A 17,792-nucleotide genomic window follows, 5' to 3' on the forward strand; every position below is an offset into this window, starting at 1 on the left:
CGCGGCATGAGCGGAACAGCACCGGCGACGGACCACGACTTCACCCTTCGGGCACGCCTCGGCCTCACCCTCATCGCCGGGGGCGCCGTGGCGAACATCTACTACAACCAGCCCCTTCTCGCCCTGCTGGTGAGCGAATTCGGTGACCGGGCGGCAGTCCTGGTGCCGACCGCTTCCCTCGTCGGCTACGGCCTCGGCATTCTGTGCCTCGTGCCCATCGGCGACAGCCTGCCGCGGCGCGGCCTGATCCTGGCGCAGATGCTCGGCCTCGCCGTGGCCCTCCTGGCGGCGGCCATGAGTCCCAACCTCGGAGCGCTCGCAGGAGCGAGCCTCGCCATCGGGTTCCTCGCCTCGGCCGCGCAGCAGGCGGTGCCATTCGCCGCCGAACTCGCCCCCGACGCCACCCGGGGCCGCATGGTCGGCCAAGTGATGACCGGGCTCCTCAGCGGCATCCTCCTGGCGCGGACGGTGAGTGGCTTCGTAGGCGCGCAATACGGCTGGCGCGCGGTGTTCTACGCCGCCAGCGCCGTGGCGCTGATCATCGCCGGGATCGCCGCCGCGACCCTGCCGCGCACGGCCCAGACCAGGCCCCTGCGCTACCGCGCCCTGATGGTGTCGATCCTCCATCTGGTTCGCACCCAGCCGGCCCTGCGCCGCTCCAGCCTGTGCCAGGGATTGCTGTTTGCGAGCTTCAACGCGTTCTGGACGACCCTCGCCCTCCTGGTCGAAGCGCCGCCCTTCGATCTCACGGCGGCCGGCGCCGGGCTGTTCGGCGTCATCGGGGTCGTCGGCGCGTTCATCGCGCCGGTCTCGGGCCGCTACACCGACCGGCGCGGCGCCCGGCCCGTGGTGGTGGCCGGCAGCCTGTTTGTGGTGGCGGCCTTCGTGGTCCTGTGGGCCGGCGGCAACGTCTCCCTCGTGGCCGTGGGGCTCGGCGTTCTCCTCATCGACATCGGCCTCAACGGCGCACTCATCGCCAACCAGACCCGGGTCTACGCCCTCGTCCCGGGCGCGCGCGGACGGGTGAACACGGTTCTTTTCACGGTGATGTTCGTGTTCGGGGCGCTCGGGGCCTTCGCCGGCAGCCAAGCCTTCCTCATGGCCGGCTGGCCCGGCGTCTGCGCCGTGGGCCTCGCCCTCTCGGGCGCCGGTCTCCTCGTCGCGATCCTCGAGCCCGGGACGCCGAAGGTTACCTGAGGACCCGGGAGAGCCGGCACCATTCGGTCCTGTCCGCCGGCAGGCCGAAGCGCAGGCGCGCGGGGGCCGCGGCGAAGCGCCGGACGTAGATCCCGGCGGCGCCGAGTCGCGCGAACAGTTCCGGCCCGTTCGGGAAGTCGGCCGTGCGGAACAGGCGGGTTCCGCCAACCACCCGCCCACCGGCGCGGGCGATCATCCGGTCGAGGCGTCCCGCATCGGCACCGCGCGCGACCGACGCGGCGCGGCGCCACTCGGCATCGGCGAGCGCCGCCCGGCCGATGGCCAGCGCCGGTCCCGACACCGCCCAGGGGCCGAGCGCCTCCGCGAGGCGGCCCGCAAGGGTAGGCTCCGCCAGGGCGAAGCCGAGTCGAATGCCAGCGAGCCCATAGGTCTTGCCGAAGGAGCGCAGGACCACGAGACCCGGCCGGAGATGCGGCCCGAGGGAGTCGACGGTTTCGAGATCCGCGAAGGCTTCGTCCACCACCAGGAGGCCGCCACGCGCCGCCAGCCGATCCGCGTGCGTGCGGAGCGTGGCGCCGTCCCAGGTCCGCCCGTCGGGGTTGTTCGGATTGACCACCACCACGACGTCGGCCTCCGCGTCGAGCGTCGACACGGCCACGACGGAATGGCCGGCCCTCCCCCACGCGGCCGCGTGCTCGGCATAGGTCGGCCCCACCACGGCGACGCGGGCGCGGGGCCACAGGCGCGGCAGGGTCTCGATGAGGATCTGCGTGCCGGGGGCGGCCGCGATCCCGCGCGGATCGGCGACACCGTAGGCCCGGGCCGCCGCCGCGTTCAGGGCCGCGAGGTCGGCCGACGACGGCAGGCGGTGGAACGCGCTGGCCTCGAGGGGCGGACACGGGTAGGGCACCGGATTGATCCCCGTCGAGAGGTCGATCCACGGTGTCGGCGCATCCGGGAACAGGGTGCGCGCCGCGTCGAGATCGCCGCCATGCGCGATGGGGACTGGCTCGCTGACCGAACCCACATGCCCTGGACCGCCTTCACCCATCCGCCCGATACGCTCGCCATCCTGCTGCTCGCCCTGACCGTCGAAGCGGCCGCCGGCTATCCCGACCGGCTCTACAGGGCGCTCGGCCACCCTGTCACCTGGATCGGCGCCCTCATCGGCCGGCTCGACGGGGGGCTGAACACGGGTGGCCAGTACCGCCGCAGGATCATGGGCATGTTTGGGCTGGTCCTGCTTCTTGCCGCGGTGGCCGGGACCGCCTTCGGGCTCACGGCCACCGCGGCGCTGTTCGGCAACTGGGGCGGCCTCGTGGCCCTCGGCCTGCTCTGCGCCAGCCTGCCGGCCCAACGTAGCCTGCACGACCACGTCGCCCGCGTGGCGGCGGATCTTCGTGACGACGGCTTGACGGGCGGGCGCGTCGCCGTGTCGATGATCGTCGGTCGCAATCCCGAAACCCTCAACGAGGCCGGCATCTGCCGGGCCGCCATCGAGAGTCTCGCCGAGAACTTCTCCGACGGGATCGTGGCGCCGGCATTCTGGATCGGCGTCGGCGGCCTGCCGGGCGGCGCGCTCTACAAGGCGATCAACACCGCCGACAGCATGATCGGCCATCGCACCCCGCGCCACGAAGCCTACGGCTGGGCCGCCGCCCGCCTCGACGACTTCGTCAACCTGCCGGCCTCGCGCCTCGCCGGCGGACTCATCGTCGTGGCGGCGCTGTTTCAGAGCGGCGCCTCGCCGGGCGCGGCATGGCGCGCCCTCCGGCGCGACGCCCGACGCCACCGCTCGCCCAACGCCGGGTGGCCCGAGGCCGCCATGGCCGGAGCCCTCGGCCTGCGGCTCGCCGGTCCGCGCGTCTACGGCGCGACCTTAGTCGAGGATGCCTGGATGGGCGATGGCCGCGCCGAGGCGGGCCCGGCCGACGTGGAGCGGGCGCTCGCCCTCTATCGCACGGCGTGCCTCCTGCTGTTCGGCCTCACCGCGGTGACGTTCGCCCTCGTCGCGGTTGCGCTGCTATGAGCACGGCCACGCCGCCCGTCCGTCGGAGATACCGCATGATTCGTCCTTCCCTCGTCGCTGCCGCATGGGGACTGGCGTTCCTGTCGCCGGCCCGGGCCGAGATGCTGCAGCCCGTGGGGCAGCCCTACGCCGTCGCCGAGGGACTGGCGGGCGAGATCACGAAGAAGAAGACCAAGCCGGCCGAGGACATCAGCGGCATCGCCTGCGCGCCGGCCGAAGCCGGTCGGCGCAACTGCGTCGTGGTGGACGACGAGGCGGCGGGCGCCCAGTTCGTCACCCTCCAGGGCACGACGCTGACCCCGGGCGCCGTCGTCGACATCGTCGGCCGCAAGCCGCCCACCACCACCGTCGGTGCGCCCCCGGCCACGGGCGACTGCACCCTGGGCCAAGGCGCGTACCGCGAGATGGACGGCGAGGCCGTGGCGTATGCGGCACCCGACTTCTACGTCACCGGCTCGCATGGCTGCAGCCGTCGGGGGCGGGAGTTCAAGCTCTCCACCGCGATCCTCGCGCGCCTGCGCGCCGACGCCACCGGGACCAGGGTGGAGACCACCTACCGCCTCGGCGACGCCCTGCGGAATGCCGACACGGTGGGCGCGTATTTTCTGAAGGATCTGGAACCCCGCGAGGGCGGCAAACCGCTCTCCGGTCTCAACGTCGAGGGCCTCGCGGTCATCGGCGACACTCTCTACGCGGGTCTCCGCGCGCCCGTCATCGACGGACGGGCCTTCCTCGTCTCCGTACCCGTCGCGCCCCTGTTCGCCCCCGGCGACGCGCCGCTCGACGTCAAGCCGACGACGATCCCCCTCGCCCTCGGGGCCGAGGCCGGCATCCGTGATCTCACCGCCCTGCCGGACGGTCGCCTTCTCGTCCTCTCGGGTCCGACCCGCAACGGCTTGTCGGTGCCTTATGGGTTGTTCCTCGCGGATCCGTCGTCCGGCAAGGTCGCGGCGCTCGGCACCCTTGCGCCATTGGACGGCGACGATTCCAGGGCGAAGCCCGAGGGCATCGTGCGCCTCGGCCCCGGCCGGGTGCTGGTGGTGTTCGACAGTGTACTGAACGGCGGGCCGCGCGAGTATGCGGTGGCGATCCCGTAGGCGGCCGGCTCGGCGCATCAGGACGGGTCGAACCGATATTGCTCCGGCCTGACCGACCGCCGGCGTGCTTCGACGCGCAGTACCGCGGCGGAGCACCGACAGTACCGAGAACCATCAGGCCCGCAGCCCGAGACAACCCGCGAGGACCTAGGCCGGGGCCAAGGCGCGCCAGTGCGGATGCGCGGCGTGGCATCCTGCACGATGAAGCCGCGGGAATTGCCGACGGAGTCGATGACGGCGATGCCGGCGACCGCGCTCGTCTTCCGCAAGGATCGCCCCACGCCTGACCCGCTACGCCGCCAGGACGAGCAGCCGGTCGCAATCCACATGGGCTTCTAGGTGGTCGGCGAGCGCGTCGAGCACGGTCTCGATCCCCGCCTCGTAGGCGTCGCCGCCGGACCGGGCGCCGAGGCGCGCGAGCCACGCGGCGCGCTGCGCGTCGTCGGCGAACAGGCCATGCACGTAGGTGCCGGCGACCCGGCCGTCGGCCGAAATCGCCCCGTCCGGGCGCCCATCGGCGAAACGAACGAGCGGGCGCGCCGCGTCGGGTCCGGTGGTATCACCCAGGTGCATCTCGTAGCCCGAGAACGGTACGCCGTCGGGCAACGAGGTGCCGGTGACGGCCTCGAGGCGCTTGACCGGGGTCATCACCGTCTCGACGTCGAGGAGCCCAAGACCCGGCACCGTCCGGGGCGCGCCCTCAATCCCGAACGGGTCGGCGAGGCGGCGCCCAAGCATCTGGTAGCCGCCGCAGAGGCCGAGCACCCGGCCGCCGCGCCGGACATGGGCGGCGAGATCGATATCCCAGCCCTCGGACCGAAAGACATCGAGGTCCGCGATGGTGGTCTTCGAGCCCGGCAGGAGCACGAGGTCGGCCACGGGGATCGGCTCCCCCGGACGAACCAGAACCACGGAGACGTTCGGCTCGCCCCGCAGAGGATCGAGATCGTCGAAATTGGCGATGCGCGGCAGGACGGGGACGGCCACCACCGTGCGACCCGCCGCGCCTGCTTCGGAGCCGACCAGTCCCAGAACGTCCTCCGCGGGCAGGCGGACGGCGGACGGAAAATGCGGGATCAGCCCGAGGCTGGGCCAACCCGTGTGGCGGGCGATGAGGTCCATGCCGTCGGCGAACAGGCTCGGATCGCCGCGGAAGCGGTTGACGAGGAAGCCCCGGATCATCGCCGCGTCGGCCGGGTCGATCACCGCCTTCGTGCCGACGAGGCTGGCGATGACGCCGCCGCGGTCGATGTCGCCGAGCAGGATCACCGGCGTGTTCGACGCGCGGGCAAAGCCCATATTGGCGATGTCGCCGGCGCGCAGATTCACCTCCGACGCCGAGCCGGCGCCCTCGACCACGACGAGGTCGGCCTCGGCTTTCAGATGGGTGAAACTTTCGAGCACGGCCCCGAGGAGGCGCGGCTTCCAGCCCTGGTAGTCCCGGGCCGCGGCCTGGCCGACCATCCGGCCCTGCACCACGATCTGGCTGCCGGTCTCGCTCTGGGGCTTGAGGAGGACCGGGTTCATATGGACCGAGGGCGCCACTCCGGCGGCCCTCGCCTGAAGCGCCTGGGCCCGTCCGATCTCGCCGCCATCGGCCGTGACGGCGGCGTTGTTCGACATGTTCTGCGGCTTGAACGGCCGCACCCGTAGCCCGCGCCGGGCGAAGGCGCGGCACAGACCGGCGACGATGAGGGATTTGCCGACATCCGAACCGGTGCCCTGGATCATGATGGCGCGGGTCATGACGGCTGGAACCTCAAAACTCGATCCCCTCCTGCGCCTTCACGCCCGCCGCGAAGTGGTGCTTCACGGAGCCCATCTCGGTGACGAGGTCGGCGGCCTCGACGAGGGCCGGCTTGGCGTTGCGGCCGGTGACGATGACGTGGAGGTCCGGTCGGCGTGCCCGGAACGCCGCCACCACGTCGTCGATGGGCAGGTAGTCGTAGCGCAGCGCGATGTTGAGTTCGTCCAGCACCACGAGGCGGATGCTCGGATCGGCCATGAGATCCAGGGCCTTCGTCCAGGCGTGCTCGGCCGCCGCGATGTCGCGGGCCTTGTCCTGGGTCTCCCAGGTGAAGCCCTCGCCGAGGGTGTGCCAGTCGATCTGGTTCCCGAAGGCCTTTAGGGCGTGCTTCTCGCCCGTGTCCCAGGCGCCCTTGATGAACTGCACCACGCCGACCCGCCAGCCGTGGCCCAGCGCCCGCAGCATCAGGCCCAGGGCCGCCGTGGTCTTGCCCTTGCCGGGACCCGTGTTGACGATGAGGAGGCCCTTCTCGATGGTCTTCTCCGCCACCTCGGCATCCTGCACGGCCTTGCGCTTCTCCATCTTCTCCCGATGGCGGTCGGCGGCGTCGCTCATGCGTGGTCTCCAAGTTGGGGTTTCACGATCATCGGCAGCCCCGCCACCATGAACACGACGCGGTCGGCCTGTGCGGCGAGGCGCTGATGAAGCCGCCCTGCCGCGTCGCGGAAGCGGCGGGCGAGGGCATTGTCGGGCACGATGCCGAGGCCGACCTCGCTGCCGACCAGGACCACCGGCCCCGGCGCGTCGGCGCAAGCGGAGAGCAGCGCCCCGGTCGCGGCCTCGACGTCGGCCTCCGCCAGGATCAGGTTGGTGAGCCAGAGGGTGAGGCAATCCACCAGTACCGGTCCGCGCGCGGCCGCGACCGCCTCGGGCAGGTCGATCGGCGCGTCCTGCGTGATCCAGTCGGCCGACCTTCGGGTGCGGTGGAGGGCGATGCGGTCGCGCATCTCGTCGTCCCAGGCCTGGGCCGTTGCGAGATACAGCCAGGGTGGCGGCTGCGCCTCGATCACCCCCTCGGCATGGACGCTCTTGCCCGAGCGCGCGCCGCCGAGGACGAGGGTCACACGGGGGAATATCTCGGTCATGTGGGGGACGGCTGCCTCATGGGGCTTCTTTAGCCCGAAACGCCCTTGTGTGGTCAAAGGCGATGCAAACGGCACAGCGGCGCGTTGTCAGGGATCGCGCGACCGCGTAGAAGCATCGGGATCGGACGGTGCCCCGGCGACGGGGTGAAAAGGGAACGCGGTGAGGGGCAAGCGCCTTGAAACCGCGGCTGCCCCCGCAACTGTGAGCGGCGACGGGCCTGCCATCGGCCACCGGAGCGATCCGGGAAGGCGGCAGGTTCCGGATGACCCGCGAGCCAGGAGACCTGCCGTCCGGCACCGGGGACCTTCGTCCTCACCTTCGACCACGGCCGCCGGCGGGGCGGCCAGGAGATCAACCGATGTCGACCAACACCCTCGTTCTGACCGGCACCCGCACCAACGAGCGCCTCGGGGCCGTTCTCGTCGCCGCGTTCCTCGGCCTCGGCCTCGTGTTCATGGCGGGCTTCGCCCCAGCGATGGCGCTCCACAACGCGGCGCACGATTTCCGCCACACCCAGAATTTTCCCTGCCACTGAGCGCCTGGCGCCTGAAGGCAGACACCCCATGATCATCCGGCTCGTGTCGGCGGCCCTGGTCGCCGGCTTCCTCGCGGCTATCGTCGCGACGGGCCTGCAGCTCGCCCTGACCTCTCCGCTCATCATCGCGGCCGAGCGTTACGAGACGCAGGCTCAAGCCCCCGTATCGCCCCCCGCGCCGGGATTCGCATCCCTCGTGGTGCGGGTGCATGGCGGACACGATCACGGCGCGAAGGACCCGGGCGTGTCCGGCGGCGAGACCGCGCCCGCCTGGCAGCCCGGACCCGGACTGCCGCGCATGGCGTTCACGGCGCTCGCCACCCTGGTGGGCGGCGTCGGCTATGCCCTGCTGCTCGGCGCAGTGCTGCTGGCCTGCGGGCGCGAACCGACGCCCGAGACCGGCCTGCGCTTCGCCGTGGCGGGCTTCCTCGCCGTCGCCCTGGCGCCGGCCCTCGGCCTGCCGCCGGAACTACCGGGCATGGACGCCGCGCCCCTCGCCGATCGTCAGTTCTGGTGGGTGATGACCGCCGTCGCCACCGCCATGGGGCTCTACCTCATCGCCATCCGCCGCGCGCCGATCTCCATCGCGGGCGGCCTCGTCCTGATCGTGGCACCACACCTCGCCGGAGCACCCGAGACGAGCCACGCGGCTTCCGCCCTGCCGGCGGGCTACGCGGCCCAGTTCGCCGCACGCTCGCTCGGGATCGCCTTCGTGTTCTGGGCGGTCATCGGGCTCGCGTACGGCTGGGCCTGGGCCCTGTTCGGTCGCAAGGCGACGGCGCATGCCTGACGTGGTCACCCTCTACGTTTGCACAGCCTGCCGTACGGCGGGCGACCCGGCGGAACCCCGCGCCGGTGCGCGCCTCCTCGACGCGCTCCGGGAGGCCGTCGGTGAGCACGGCCAGACCGGCCTGCGGATCGAAGGCGTCGAGTGCCTCTCCGTCTGCAAGCGGCCATGCACCGTGGCGGTGGCCTCGGAAGGGCGCTGGACCTACGTCTACGGCGACCTCGACGCCACCGAATCCGCCCGGATCATCCTCGAAGGGGTCGGCCTCTACGGCGAGACGCCCGACGGCGTCGTGCCGTGGAAGGCGCGGCCCCAGGAATTCCGCAAGGGCGTCGTCGCCCGCATCCCGCCGCTCGCGGCGCACCCTAGTACGGACGCCGCCGAATGACCCTGGTCGAGAAGATTCCCTGCACCATCGTCACCGGCTTCCTCGGGGCCGGCAAGACGACCCTCGTGCGCCACCTCGTCGAGAACGCGAACGGCCGGCGGCTCGCGATCATCGTCAACGAGTTCGGCGATATCGGCTTCGACGGCTCGTTTCTCGCCGCCTGCGGCATCGAAGGCTGCCAAGACGAGGACATCGTCGAGCTCGCCAACGGCTGCATCTGCTGCACCGTGGCCGACGACTTCGTGCCGGCCCTGAACAAGCTCCTCGACCGAGCCGACCCACCCGAGCACATCCTTATCGAGACCTCCGGCCTCGCCCTGCCCAAGCCCCTGGTCCAGGCGTTCCAGTGGCCTGCGATCCGCTCGCGGGTCACCGTGGACGGCGTCATCGCGGTCATCGACGGTCCGGCCGTGGCGGCGGGCTTCTTCGCCGACGATCCGGCGGCCTCCGCCGCCCAGCGTGCCGAGGACACGAACGTCGATCACGACAATCCCCTGGAAGAGGTGTTCGAGGACCAGATCCTCTGCGCCGACCTCGTGGTGATGAACAAGGCCGACCTCCTCGACGCCGCCGGCCGCGAGAAGGTCCGCGCCGAGGTTCAGGCCCACCTGCCCCGCGCCGTGAAGATGGTGGAGGCCGAGCACGGCCGCCTCGATCCCCGCGTGATCCTGGGCCTCGGAGCCGCGGCCGAGGACGATCTCGACGCCAGACCCTCGCACCACGGCGAGGGCGAGGACCACGACCACGACGATTTCGACTCCGTGGCCCTGCCCGTCCCGGCCACGGCCACCGCCGAGGACCTGGCGATCCGCGTCGGTCGCGCGGCAGAGACCGCCGGCGTGCTGCGCATCAAGGGGTTCGCCGAAGTCACGGGCAAGCCCATGCGCCTCGTCGTGCAGGGTGTCGGCACCCGCATCGCGCATCACTACGACCGACCCTGGAAAAGCACGGAAGCCCGCGACGGCCGCCTCGTCGTCATCGGCCTCAAGGGATTCGATCAGGCGGCGGTCGCCGCCGCCCTGGCCGGGTGAGCGCCATGGCGGTACGGAACGGCCGCGCGGCGGCGGCCCTGGGCCTTGCCGTACTCCTCGGACTGGGGGGCTGCTCCGACACGCGCCCGCCGGCGCCCGACACCGCCAATCCCCTCGCGCTGGCCCAGCCCGCCCGCAACACCGCAGCCAAGCTCGCCTATACGCACGACCTCACCATCGGCCTGCCGCCCGATCGGGTGGCGGCGCATTTCGCGGCGGCGCGTGACCGCTGCCTGACCGATGCGGGCCTCGGCTGCATCCTCGTCACGTCGTCCATCGATGACGGTCCGCGTCCGCAGGGGCGACCGCAGGCGCAGATTCAGGTCCGGTTGCCGCACGAGTCCGTCGCCCCCTACGTGGCGTTCCTCACGGCTCCCCTGCCGGGCGAGGCGGCGGGCGATGTGGTCCTGCGGCGTCAGGCGACACGGGCCGACGACCTGACCACACCCATCGCGGACGGAGGACGCCGGCTCGCCCAGCTCGCCGCCTATCGCGCGCGTCTCGACGAACTGTCCGCGAAGGCGGACACGCGCGTGGAGGACCTCATCCGCATCGCCCAGGAACTCTCCAAGGTCCAATCCGAAATCGAGGAGGGGGAGGCGAAGCAGCGCGGCCTGCAACGGCGCGTCGATACCGAAATCGTCTCGGTTTCGCTTCGCTCGGACAGCGCGCGAGCGGGTGCCTTCGCCCCCGTCGAGGAAGCCTGGAGCCAGGCCGGCCAGACCTTCGGCGCCAGTGCGGGCGCCGCCCTGCGCTTCGCCGTCGCCAGCCTGCCCTGGCTTCCCGTGGCGGCGATCGGACTGTTCCTCGTCCGCGCCCTCTGGCGGCTGCGCCGGCGCAGACGCGCCCGGATCGGCCGGCCCCTCACGGAGGCGCGGCTGTGAGGTCGCGCATCCCGCCATGCATCTGATCCGCGTCGATACGGTTTCCCTCGACGAGGGCGAAGCCGCCATCGATCTCGGTCAGGCGCCGGGCGACATCGTGTTCCTGTCGTTCACGGATTCCGACCTGTTCGGCGTCGCGGGCGCGTTCGCAGCGGCATTTCCGCAAGCCGGCGAGGGTCCGGCCCCGACCCTGCGTCTGGCGAAACTCGCGAAGCTCCGTCACCCCATGTCGGTGGACCTCTACGTCGACGGGGTTATCGCGCGGTCGAAATGCGTCGTGATCCGATGCCTCGGCGGGCTCGATTACTGGCGTTACGGCATCGAGCGTGCCGCTGCCGCCGCACGGGCGAACGGCGTTCGCCTCATCGTCCTGCCGGGCGACGACCGGCCCGACGATCGCCTGGATGCCTTCTCGACGGCGCCCGACCTCGCACCCGTCCTCGACGCCTATTTCCGGGCGGGCGGCGCCGACAACCTGCGCCGGATGCTCGGGCGGATCGCGGCCGAGATCGGATTTCCCGGCACCGTGGAGGAGCCGCAGGCCCTGCCGCGCGGCTTCGTCTGCTGCCCCGGCTGCGGCCCCATCGACCGCGATCGGGCTCTAGCCGCCGGCCGGCCCTTGCAGGCGGGCACGGTGCCCCTGGCGCTCCTCGTCGTCTACCGCTCGGCGATCCTGTCGGGGGATGCCGCGCCCCTGGCGGCCTTGGGCGATGCACTCCGGGCCCGCGGCCTGCAGGTGCTGGTGGTCGCCGTCTCGAGCCTCAAGGACCCCGCGGCCCTGGCGGCGTTGCGCGACACCATCGCGGCGCGAAAGCCCGACCTCGTCGTGGCCGCGACCGCCTTCTCGGCCCGCGAGGATGCGGGCTTCGTCCTGGACGGCGCCGATTGCCCGGTGATCCAGGCCTACACCCTCGGCGCGGCCCACGCCGCGTGGGACGCCTCGGCCCGGGGGATGTCGGCGGCCGACCTCGCCATGCAGGTGGCCCTGCCGGAATTCGACGGCCGGCTCTCGGGCTTCCCGATCTCGTTCAAGGAGGACGGTCCCGAAATCGACGGCTTCTCCGAGCGCCGCGCACGTCCCTACGCGACGGGAATCGCGGCGCTCGCCGACCGGGCGGCGGCCTGGGTGCGTCTCGCCCGCCTGCCCCGGGTGGAACGGCGGCTCGCCGTGGTGCTGTCGGACTACCCGGCGCGCGGCGGCCGGGCCGGCTTCGCCGTCGGCCTCGACACCCCCGAGAGCGCGCGAGCTATGGTGGAGGACCTCGCGGCGGCGGGCTACGCCGCCGGCGCCCTGCCGCAAGCCGACGCGGTGATGCGCGCGCTCACGCACGGGCCACGCGATTTTTCGGTGTCCCTCGACGCGTATCGGGCGTGGTTCGCGGGGTTGCCGGAGGCCGATCGGGCCGCGCTGATCGCGTCTTGGGGGGAGCCAGAAGCCGATCCCCTTATCGTCGACGGCGCCTTCCATTTTTCGATGGTGTGCCCGACCTCCCACCCACACCCTCATCCTGAGGTGGCGGAGCGGAGCGGAGCCCTCGAAGGAGGGGTCCAGTTGGACCTGCGATGCCTGGAACCCTCCTGCGAGTCTGCTCACGCGGCACCTCAGGATGAGGTTGGAGGTGGAAAGCGTGTTCGCGATCCGAACGGCCGCGTCGCCCTGTTCCTCCAGCCCGATCGTGGCCGTGCCGCCGACCGCAAGGCCGGCTATCACGACCCCGATGCGGTGCCGACCCACGCCTACCTCGCCTTCCATCTCGGCCTGCGCGAGAACTTCGACGCCCTGATCCATCTCGGAACCCACGGCACCACCGAGTGGCTGCCGGGCAAGGCCGTGGCCCTGTCGCCGAATTGCTGGCCCGCCCGCGCGATCGGGTCCCTGCCGGTGGTGTACCCGTTCATCGTCGACGATCCCGGCGAAGCCGCCCCCCTCAAGCGCCGCCTCGGCGGCGTGGCGCTCGGCCATCTCACGCCGCAGACCGAATGCCCGGGTCTCGACCCGGAATCGGCACACCTGCGCGAACTCGTGGAAGAGTACTCGGCGGCGAGCATCCTCGATCCGCGCCGCGCTGCGATCATCGCCCGCACCATCCTGGACGAGGCGGAGTCGGCCGGACTGCTGGCCTCGGCGGGCATCGATACCGGCACCCCCATGCCGGATGCCCTGGCGGCGCTGGACGCCCATCTGTGCGATCTCGGCGAGGTGACCACCCGCGACGGGCTCCATGTCTTCGGCCGGGCGGCGCCTCAGGCCTCCGAAGCCGTGGCCGCCTGCGCAGCGGCCGAGCGCGACGGACTGCTCGCCGCCCTCGACGGTCGCTTCGTCGCCCCCGGTCCCGCCGGCTCGCCCTCGCGCGGCCGTACCGACGTGATGCCGACGGGGCGCAACCTCACCACCCTCGACCCGCGCAGCCTGCCGACGCGGGCCGCCACGACCCTGGGCGCCAAGGCCGCCGATGCCGTGGTCCGCCGCTACCTTCAGGACGAGGGCGAGTATCCCGCCCGCATCGTCATGGATCTGTGGGCGTCGCCGACGCTCCGGACCGGCGGCGAGGACGTGGCTCATGCATTGGCCCTCATGGGCGTACGCCCGGTCTGGGACCACGCCTCCACCCGTGTCACCGGTTTCGAGGTCTTGCCCCTGGCGCTCCTCGACCGGCCGCGCATCGACGTGACGGTGCGGGTCTCGGGGGCGTTCCGCGACACCTTCCCGGATACCCTCGCGCTCCTCGCCCGCGCAGCCGATTCCGTCGCGGCGCGTCACGAGGAGGACGCGGAGAACCCCCTCGCGGCCGCGCGCCGCCGGGGCGAGGCGACGCCCCGCGTCTACGGCGCGGCACCGGGCCGCTACGGCGCCGGCGCCGGCGAGCTCGCCCTCGACGGGGCCTGGGAGGAGCGCGCGGATCTCGGCCGCGCCTACCTCGACGCCACCTCGCATGCCTATGGGGGGGCATCGGACGTGGCCGATGCAGGCTTCGCCGCCCGCGTCGCCCAGGCCGATGCCTACGTCCATGCCTTCGACATCGCCGAGCGCGACCTGCTCGACGGCGACGCCGCCGTCGAGGCCATGGGTGGGTTCGCCGCCGCAGCCGCTCTCACAGGGGGCCAGCCGACCCTCTACAGCCTCGATGTCGCGACCCCGGATGCCCCGAAGGCCCGGACGGCCCGCGAGGACGCGGCCCGGCTGATCCGCGGAAAACTCGCCCATCCGCGCTGGATCGCGGCGCAGCTGCGTCACGGCTATCGCGGCGCCCAGGAACTGGCGCAGGGAATCGACGCGGTCTTCGTCCTCGCCGCCACCACGGACGCCGTGTCGAATGCCGATCTCGACCGGCTCTACGGCGCGATGATCGCCGACTTCGACACCTTCGATGCCCTGCGCGCTGCGAACCCCGAGGCCGCCCGCGCCATCCTGGAGCGATTCGACGAGGCCCGCCGCCGGGGTCTGTGGACGACGCGGCGCAACGCCATGGCGGCCGACGAGCTGATGCCGGAGGCGATTGCGGCCGACGAACGCTTGCCGGAGGCGGCCGAGTGAACGTCGCCCGCCGCGTTCTGCCCGAGGCCGCGAGCCGGCGCGGCTGGTGCCCGAGCCTCGCCCGCCCGATGCAGACGGGCGACGGGCTCCTGGCGCGGGTCCACCCGCCGCTCGGGCACCTCACCGCCGCCCAGGCGCGGGCCGTGGCCGAGGGCGCACGCCGCTTCGGCAACGGCCATATCGACGTCACCGCACGAGCCAACCTTCAGATCCGGGGCGTCACGCCCGAGACGCAAGGCACGCTCGCCCCTCACCTCACGGCCGTAGGCCTGGGGGATATCCGTGCCGATGGCGGCCCGCAGCGCCTGACCCTGACCGCGCCGCTGTTCGGACTCTCCGATTTGGCCGAGGCCGTGGAAGCCATCGGCCGCGCGATTCCCGGCCTGCCGCCGAAGGCCCTGGTGGCCATCGAGGAAACGGGCGCCTCCGGCCTCGGTCGGGCGGATGCGGACATCCAGCTCCGAATGGTCGCGCCGGACGGCATCGCCTGGTCTCTCGCAGGACCGGACGGACCGATCTGGTTCGCGCCGGTGACAACGGCGCGGGCACTCGCGCACGTGTCCGAGAGCCTGATTGTGCTGGCCGGGAGCGGAGCCCGGCGCATGCGCGACCTCGATACCTCACGCCGCAATCGTCTCGCCGGCACGGCGATGCCGGCCCCCTCCCCTATTTCATCCCTGGCGCCTGGACTGCACGATCTCGGAGACGGCCGGACCGCCCTTGCCGTCGAGACCGCCTTCGGACGCTGCACCGCCGACGCCCTCGATCGCCTCGCCGCATGGAGCGAGCGGCTCGCATCGCCCGGCCTCGCGCTCAGCCCGACCCGGGGCTTCGTGTTCGTGGGCCGCGACCGCGATGACGTCGATCGTGCCCGTCATGCCCTCGGCGGAGACGGATTTATCCATGAAGCCGACGATCCGCGCGGCCATGTCGCGGCCTGCCCCGGAGCGCCGGCCTGTGCCTCGGGCTCGACGCCGACACTCATCGACGCCGCCCGCCTCGCCGAGGCGCTCAAGGGCACGAGCATCGATGCCCACGTCTCCGGCTGCGCCAAGGGCTGCGCCCATCCGGGAGCCGCCACCCTCACCCTCGTGGGCCGGTCCGGTCGCTACGGCATCGTCCTTCACGGCCGTCCCGATGGCGAGCCGACGATGCAACTCACTTTCGAGGCCGCGCTGGACCGCGTAAGGAGTGCCGATCCGAGCCAAACCCTCGCCCAAGCCTTCAGGACCACGACACCATGAGTTCGCGCCTCGATTACCTGCGCGACGGGCAGGCGATCTACGCCCGCTCCTTCGCGATGATCCGCGCCGAGGCGGACCTCGCCCGCTTCCACGGCACCGCCGAGCGGGTGGTGGTGCGGATGATCCACGCCTGCGGCATGACCGACCTCCCCCGCGACGTGGAGGCGTCGGACGACTTTGCGAGTCGCGGCGAGGCCGCGTTGAAGGCCGGCGCACCGATCCTTTGCGATGTCCGCATGGTGGCCGACGGCGTCACCCGCGCCCGCCTGCCCGCGAACAACCAGGTGATCTGCACCTTGAGCGATCCACGCGTGCCCGAACTGGCCGCCGCCATGGGCACGACCCGCTCGGCCGCCGCCATGGAATTGTGGCGCGAGCACCTGCCGGGCAGCGTCGTGGCGGTCGGCAACGCCCCGACCTCCCTGTTTCGCCTCCTCGAACTCCTCGACGAGGGCGTCGCCCCGCCGGCCGCGATCATCGGCATTCCCGTGGGTTTCGTCGGCGCGGCCGAATCGAAGGAAGCCCTCGCCCGCGATGGGCGCGTCCCCTTTATCGTGGTGCATGGCCGGCGCGGCGGTAGCGCCATGACGGCGGCCGCCATCAACGCCCTGGCGCAGGAGATCGAATGATGGAGGCGGGCGCCCCCCTCCCCCCCACCGCGCCTCTCGAAGACGTGGCGAGCCCCGTGGCGAAGCTCACCGGCACGCTGTTCGGCGTCGGCATGGGTCCTGGGGAACCCGACTACCTCACCGTTCGGGCCATGAAGGTGCTGCAGGCGGCGCCTGTCCTCGTGCATTTCTGCAAGAAGGGCCGGCGCGGCAACGCCCGCACCATCGCGGACGCGGTGCTGACGTCCGACCCGGCGCGCGAGTTCCCCCTCGCCTACCCGTACACCACCGAGCTGCACCCCGATCATCCCGACTACGTCGCGGCCCTGGCGGGTTTCTACGACGACGCGGCGGGCCAACTGGCCGACCACCTCGGCGCCGGGCGCGACGTGGCGATCCTCTCGGAAGGCGACCCGTTCTTCTACGGCTCGTTCATGCATCTGTGGCGCCGCCTCAAGGACCGCTTCCCCGTGGAGGTGGTGCCGGGCGTCACCGGCATGTCCGGGTGCTGGACCCGGGCCGGAACCCCCATCACTTGGGGCGACGACGTGCTCACGATTCTGCCTGCGACCCTGCCGCAGGCCGCCCTCGTCGCGCGGCTGGCGCAGACCGACGCCGCCGTGATCATGAAGCTCGGCCGCCATTTGCCGAAGGTGCGCGCCGCCCTGGCCGAAGCCGGTGTGCTCGAGCGCGCCGTCTATGTCGAACGCGGCACCATGACGGGCGAGCGCGTGGTGGCCTTGCGCGACAAGCCCGACGACGTGGCGCCCTACTTCTCCATGGTGCTCCTGCCCGGCGAGGGCCGCCGGCCGTGACCGGCTCCGTCACGGTGGTCGGCCTCGGGCCGGGCGACCCCGACCTGCTCACCCGGTCGGCCGAAGCGGCGCTCGCCCGCGCGCAGGACCTCATTGGCTACATTCCCTACGTCGCACGGGTTCCCGAGCGTCCGGGCCTGACCCGGCACGCCACCGACAACCGCGTCGAGGTCGACCGCGCCCGCCATGCCCTGGAGCTCGCCACAGCCGGACGTCACGTGGCGGTGGTCTCCGGTGGCGACCCCGGCGTCTTCGCCATGGCGGCGGCGATCTTCGAGGCGGTCGAGGCCGGCGATCCGGCCTGGGCGCAGCTCGACATCACCGTCGAACCCGGCATCACCGCCATGCTGGCCGCCGCCGCCCGCCTCGGCGCGCCGCTCGGCGGGGATTTCTGCGCCCTGTCGCTGTCCGACAATTTGAAGCCCTGGGAGGTCGTCACCGCCCGGCTCGAGGCGGTGCTGCGGGCCGATTTCGTGGTGAGCCTCTACAATCCGATCTCGAAGGCCCGGCCCTGGCAGCTCGGCCGCGCCCTGGCGCTGACCGCCGAGATCCGCGCGCCCGACACCCCGGTGATCTTCGCCCGCGCCGTCTCGCGCCCCGACGAGGCGATCCGCGTCCTCACCCTGGCCGAGGCCCGCGAGACCACCGCCGACATGGCCACCATGGTGATCATCGGCGCCTCGGGCACCCGCCTGATTCCGCGCGGGAACGGGCTCCGGCCCTACGTCTACACCCCCCGCAGCGTGCCGACTTGAGGAGGTGAATTCTCCTCCCCGGGGGAGACGACT

At 72.2% G+C, this 17,792-nt stretch carries 17 protein-coding genes and 1 riboswitch; of the genes, 13 read left to right on the forward strand and 4 right to left on the reverse strand.

What is annotated here, in order from left to right; genetic code table 11:
- The first annotated feature begins 6 nt into the window (after positions 1–6).
- Complete coding sequence (locus tag ASF52_RS07920) at positions 7–1,197, forward strand: MFS transporter (protein WP_056170266.1); 1,191 nt, start codon at positions 7–9, stop codon at positions 1,195–1,197.
- On the opposite strand, the gene cobD is transcribed toward ASF52_RS07920, so the two are convergent.
- Complete coding sequence (gene cobD, locus ASF52_RS07925; protein ID WP_056170715.1) at positions 1,190–2,209, reverse strand: threonine-phosphate decarboxylase CobD; 1,020 nt, start codon at positions 2,207–2,209, stop codon at positions 1,190–1,192. The two genes, ASF52_RS07920 and cobD, sit on opposite strands and share 8 nt — an antisense overlap.
- Between cobD and cbiB the strand changes: the two genes are divergently transcribed.
- Together cbiB and ASF52_RS07935 are read left to right on the forward strand one after the other, a co-directional pair.
- A complete protein-coding gene (gene cbiB, locus ASF52_RS07930; RefSeq protein WP_056170269.1) occupies positions 2,186–3,187 on the forward strand; it encodes an adenosylcobinamide-phosphate synthase CbiB in 1,002 nt (333 codons plus the stop codon). The two genes, cobD and cbiB, sit on opposite strands and share 24 nt — an antisense overlap.
- A gap of 35 nt (positions 3,188–3,222) precedes the next feature.
- Positions 3,223–4,284: a DUF3616 domain-containing protein gene (locus tag ASF52_RS07935; RefSeq protein WP_244473744.1), complete on the forward strand. Its 1,062-nt coding sequence runs from the start codon at positions 3,223–3,225 to the stop codon at positions 4,282–4,284.
- 291 nt (positions 4,285–4,575) lie between these two features.
- Here ASF52_RS07935 and ASF52_RS07940 read toward each other — a convergent pair whose 3' ends face one another.
- From ASF52_RS07940 to cobU, 3 genes are read right to left on the reverse strand one after another with little or no spacing between them, the layout of a single operon-like run.
- The gene (locus ASF52_RS07940) at positions 4,576–6,030 is read right to left on the reverse strand and encodes a cobyric acid synthase (RefSeq protein WP_200937386.1); all 1,455 of its coding nucleotides are present in this window, start codon (positions 6,028–6,030) and stop codon (positions 4,576–4,578) included.
- A gap of 13 nt (positions 6,031–6,043) precedes the next feature.
- Complete coding sequence (gene cobO / locus ASF52_RS07945) at positions 6,044–6,646, reverse strand: cob(I)yrinic acid a,c-diamide adenosyltransferase (protein WP_056170271.1); 603 nt, start codon at positions 6,644–6,646, stop codon at positions 6,044–6,046.
- Positions 6,643–7,176: a bifunctional adenosylcobinamide kinase/adenosylcobinamide-phosphate guanylyltransferase gene (cobU, locus tag ASF52_RS07950; RefSeq protein ID WP_200918732.1), complete on the reverse strand. Its 534-nt coding sequence runs from the start codon at positions 7,174–7,176 to the stop codon at positions 6,643–6,645. The genes cobO and cobU overlap by 4 nt, the downstream gene beginning before the upstream one ends.
- Before the next feature lie 109 nt (positions 7,177–7,285).
- Positions 7,286–7,482: riboswitch (cobalamin riboswitch) on the forward strand.
- A gap of 53 nt (positions 7,483–7,535) precedes the next feature.
- On the opposite strand from cobU, the gene ASF52_RS07955 reads away from it, so the two are divergent.
- From ASF52_RS07955 to cobJ, 10 genes are read left to right on the forward strand one after another with little or no spacing between them, the layout of a single operon-like run.
- Complete coding sequence (locus ASF52_RS07955) at positions 7,536–7,712, forward strand: CbtB domain-containing protein (RefSeq protein WP_056170275.1); 177 nt, start codon at positions 7,536–7,538, stop codon at positions 7,710–7,712.
- A gap of 28 nt (positions 7,713–7,740) precedes the next feature.
- Positions 7,741–8,502 (forward strand): CbtA family protein, encoded by a 762-nt coding sequence (locus tag ASF52_RS07960; RefSeq protein WP_056170278.1) that lies wholly within the window; start codon positions 7,741–7,743, stop codon positions 8,500–8,502.
- Complete coding sequence (locus ASF52_RS07965) at positions 8,495–8,887, forward strand: DUF1636 family protein (protein WP_056170281.1); 393 nt, start codon at positions 8,495–8,497, stop codon at positions 8,885–8,887. Before ASF52_RS07960 ends, ASF52_RS07965 begins: the two co-directional genes overlap by 8 nt.
- Entirely contained in the window at positions 8,884–9,918 is a 1,035-nt protein-coding gene (cobW, locus tag ASF52_RS07970) for a cobalamin biosynthesis protein CobW (protein ID WP_056170284.1), read from the forward strand. Before ASF52_RS07965 ends, cobW begins: the two co-directional genes overlap by 4 nt.
- A 5-nt stretch (positions 9,919–9,923) precedes the next feature.
- Positions 9,924–10,802, forward strand: coding sequence for a DUF4349 domain-containing protein (locus ASF52_RS07975; RefSeq protein WP_056170724.1), 879 nt, complete (start codon positions 9,924–9,926; stop codon positions 10,800–10,802).
- Positions 10,803–10,818: 16 nt separating this feature from the next.
- Positions 10,819–14,337: a cobaltochelatase subunit CobN gene (cobN, locus tag ASF52_RS07980; protein ID WP_056170289.1), complete on the forward strand. Its 3,519-nt coding sequence runs from the start codon at positions 10,819–10,821 to the stop codon at positions 14,335–14,337.
- Positions 14,334–15,581 carry a hypothetical protein gene (locus tag ASF52_RS07985; RefSeq protein ID WP_056170291.1) on the forward strand — a complete coding sequence of 416 codons (1,248 nt, stop codon included), beginning with the start codon at positions 14,334–14,336 and terminating at the stop codon, positions 15,579–15,581. The genes cobN and ASF52_RS07985 overlap by 4 nt, the downstream gene beginning before the upstream one ends.
- Positions 15,578–16,210, forward strand: a complete 633-nt coding sequence (locus ASF52_RS07990; RefSeq protein ID WP_056170295.1) for a precorrin-8X methylmutase — start codon at positions 15,578–15,580, stop codon at positions 16,208–16,210. Before ASF52_RS07985 ends, ASF52_RS07990 begins: the two co-directional genes overlap by 4 nt.
- The gene (locus tag ASF52_RS07995) at positions 16,210–17,004 is read left to right on the forward strand and encodes a precorrin-2 C(20)-methyltransferase (protein ID WP_056170299.1); all 795 of its coding nucleotides are present in this window, start codon (positions 16,210–16,212) and stop codon (positions 17,002–17,004) included. The genes ASF52_RS07990 and ASF52_RS07995 overlap by 1 nt, the downstream gene beginning before the upstream one ends.
- Positions 17,001–17,759 (forward strand): precorrin-3B C(17)-methyltransferase, encoded by a 759-nt coding sequence (gene cobJ, locus ASF52_RS08000; protein ID WP_056170302.1) that lies wholly within the window; start codon positions 17,001–17,003, stop codon positions 17,757–17,759. Before ASF52_RS07995 ends, cobJ begins: the two co-directional genes overlap by 4 nt.
- Positions 17,760–17,792 lie beyond the last annotated feature (33 nt).

It is taken from the genome of Methylobacterium sp. Leaf112 (genome assembly GCF_001423295.1).
In the GTDB taxonomy this organism is placed as follows: domain Bacteria; phylum Pseudomonadota; class Alphaproteobacteria; order Rhizobiales; family Beijerinckiaceae; genus Methylobacterium.

Bases quoted from the DNA above. Each gene is read 5' to 3' on its own strand.
- ASF52_RS07975 (WP_056170724.1), top strand. From the start codon at position 9,924: ATGGCGGTACGGAACGGCCGCGCGGCGGCGGCCCTGGGCCTTGCCGTA.
- ASF52_RS07935 (WP_244473744.1), top strand. From the start codon at position 3,223: ATGATTCGTCCTTCCCTCGTCGCTGCCGCATGGGGACTGGCGTTCCTG.
- ASF52_RS07995 (WP_056170299.1), top strand. From the start codon at position 16,210: ATGGAGGCGGGCGCCCCCCTCCCCCCCACCGCGCCTCTCGAAGACGTG.
- ASF52_RS07920 (WP_056170266.1), top strand. From the start codon at position 7: ATGAGCGGAACAGCACCGGCGACGGACCACGACTTCACCCTTCGGGCA.
- cobN (WP_056170289.1), top strand. From the start codon at position 10,819: ATGCATCTGATCCGCGTCGATACGGTTTCCCTCGACGAGGGCGAAGCC.
- cobD (WP_056170715.1), bottom strand. From the start codon at position 2,209: ATGGGTGAAGGCGGTCCAGGGCATGTGGGTTCGGTCAGCGAGCCAGTC.
- cbiB (WP_056170269.1), top strand. From the start codon at position 2,186: ATGCCCTGGACCGCCTTCACCCATCCGCCCGATACGCTCGCCATCCTG.
- cobO (WP_056170271.1), bottom strand. From the start codon at position 6,646: ATGAGCGACGCCGCCGACCGCCATCGGGAGAAGATGGAGAAGCGCAAG.
- ASF52_RS07990 (WP_056170295.1), top strand. From the start codon at position 15,578: ATGAGTTCGCGCCTCGATTACCTGCGCGACGGGCAGGCGATCTACGCC.
- cobW (WP_056170284.1), top strand. From the start codon at position 8,884: ATGACCCTGGTCGAGAAGATTCCCTGCACCATCGTCACCGGCTTCCTC.
- ASF52_RS07960 (WP_056170278.1), top strand. From the start codon at position 7,741: ATGATCATCCGGCTCGTGTCGGCGGCCCTGGTCGCCGGCTTCCTCGCG.
- ASF52_RS07965 (WP_056170281.1), top strand. From the start codon at position 8,495: ATGCCTGACGTGGTCACCCTCTACGTTTGCACAGCCTGCCGTACGGCG.
- ASF52_RS07955 (WP_056170275.1), top strand. From the start codon at position 7,536: ATGTCGACCAACACCCTCGTTCTGACCGGCACCCGCACCAACGAGCGC.
- cobU (WP_200918732.1), bottom strand. From the start codon at position 7,176: ATGACCGAGATATTCCCCCGTGTGACCCTCGTCCTCGGCGGCGCGCGC.
- ASF52_RS07940 (WP_200937386.1), bottom strand. From the start codon at position 6,030: ATGACCCGCGCCATCATGATCCAGGGCACCGGTTCGGATGTCGGCAAA.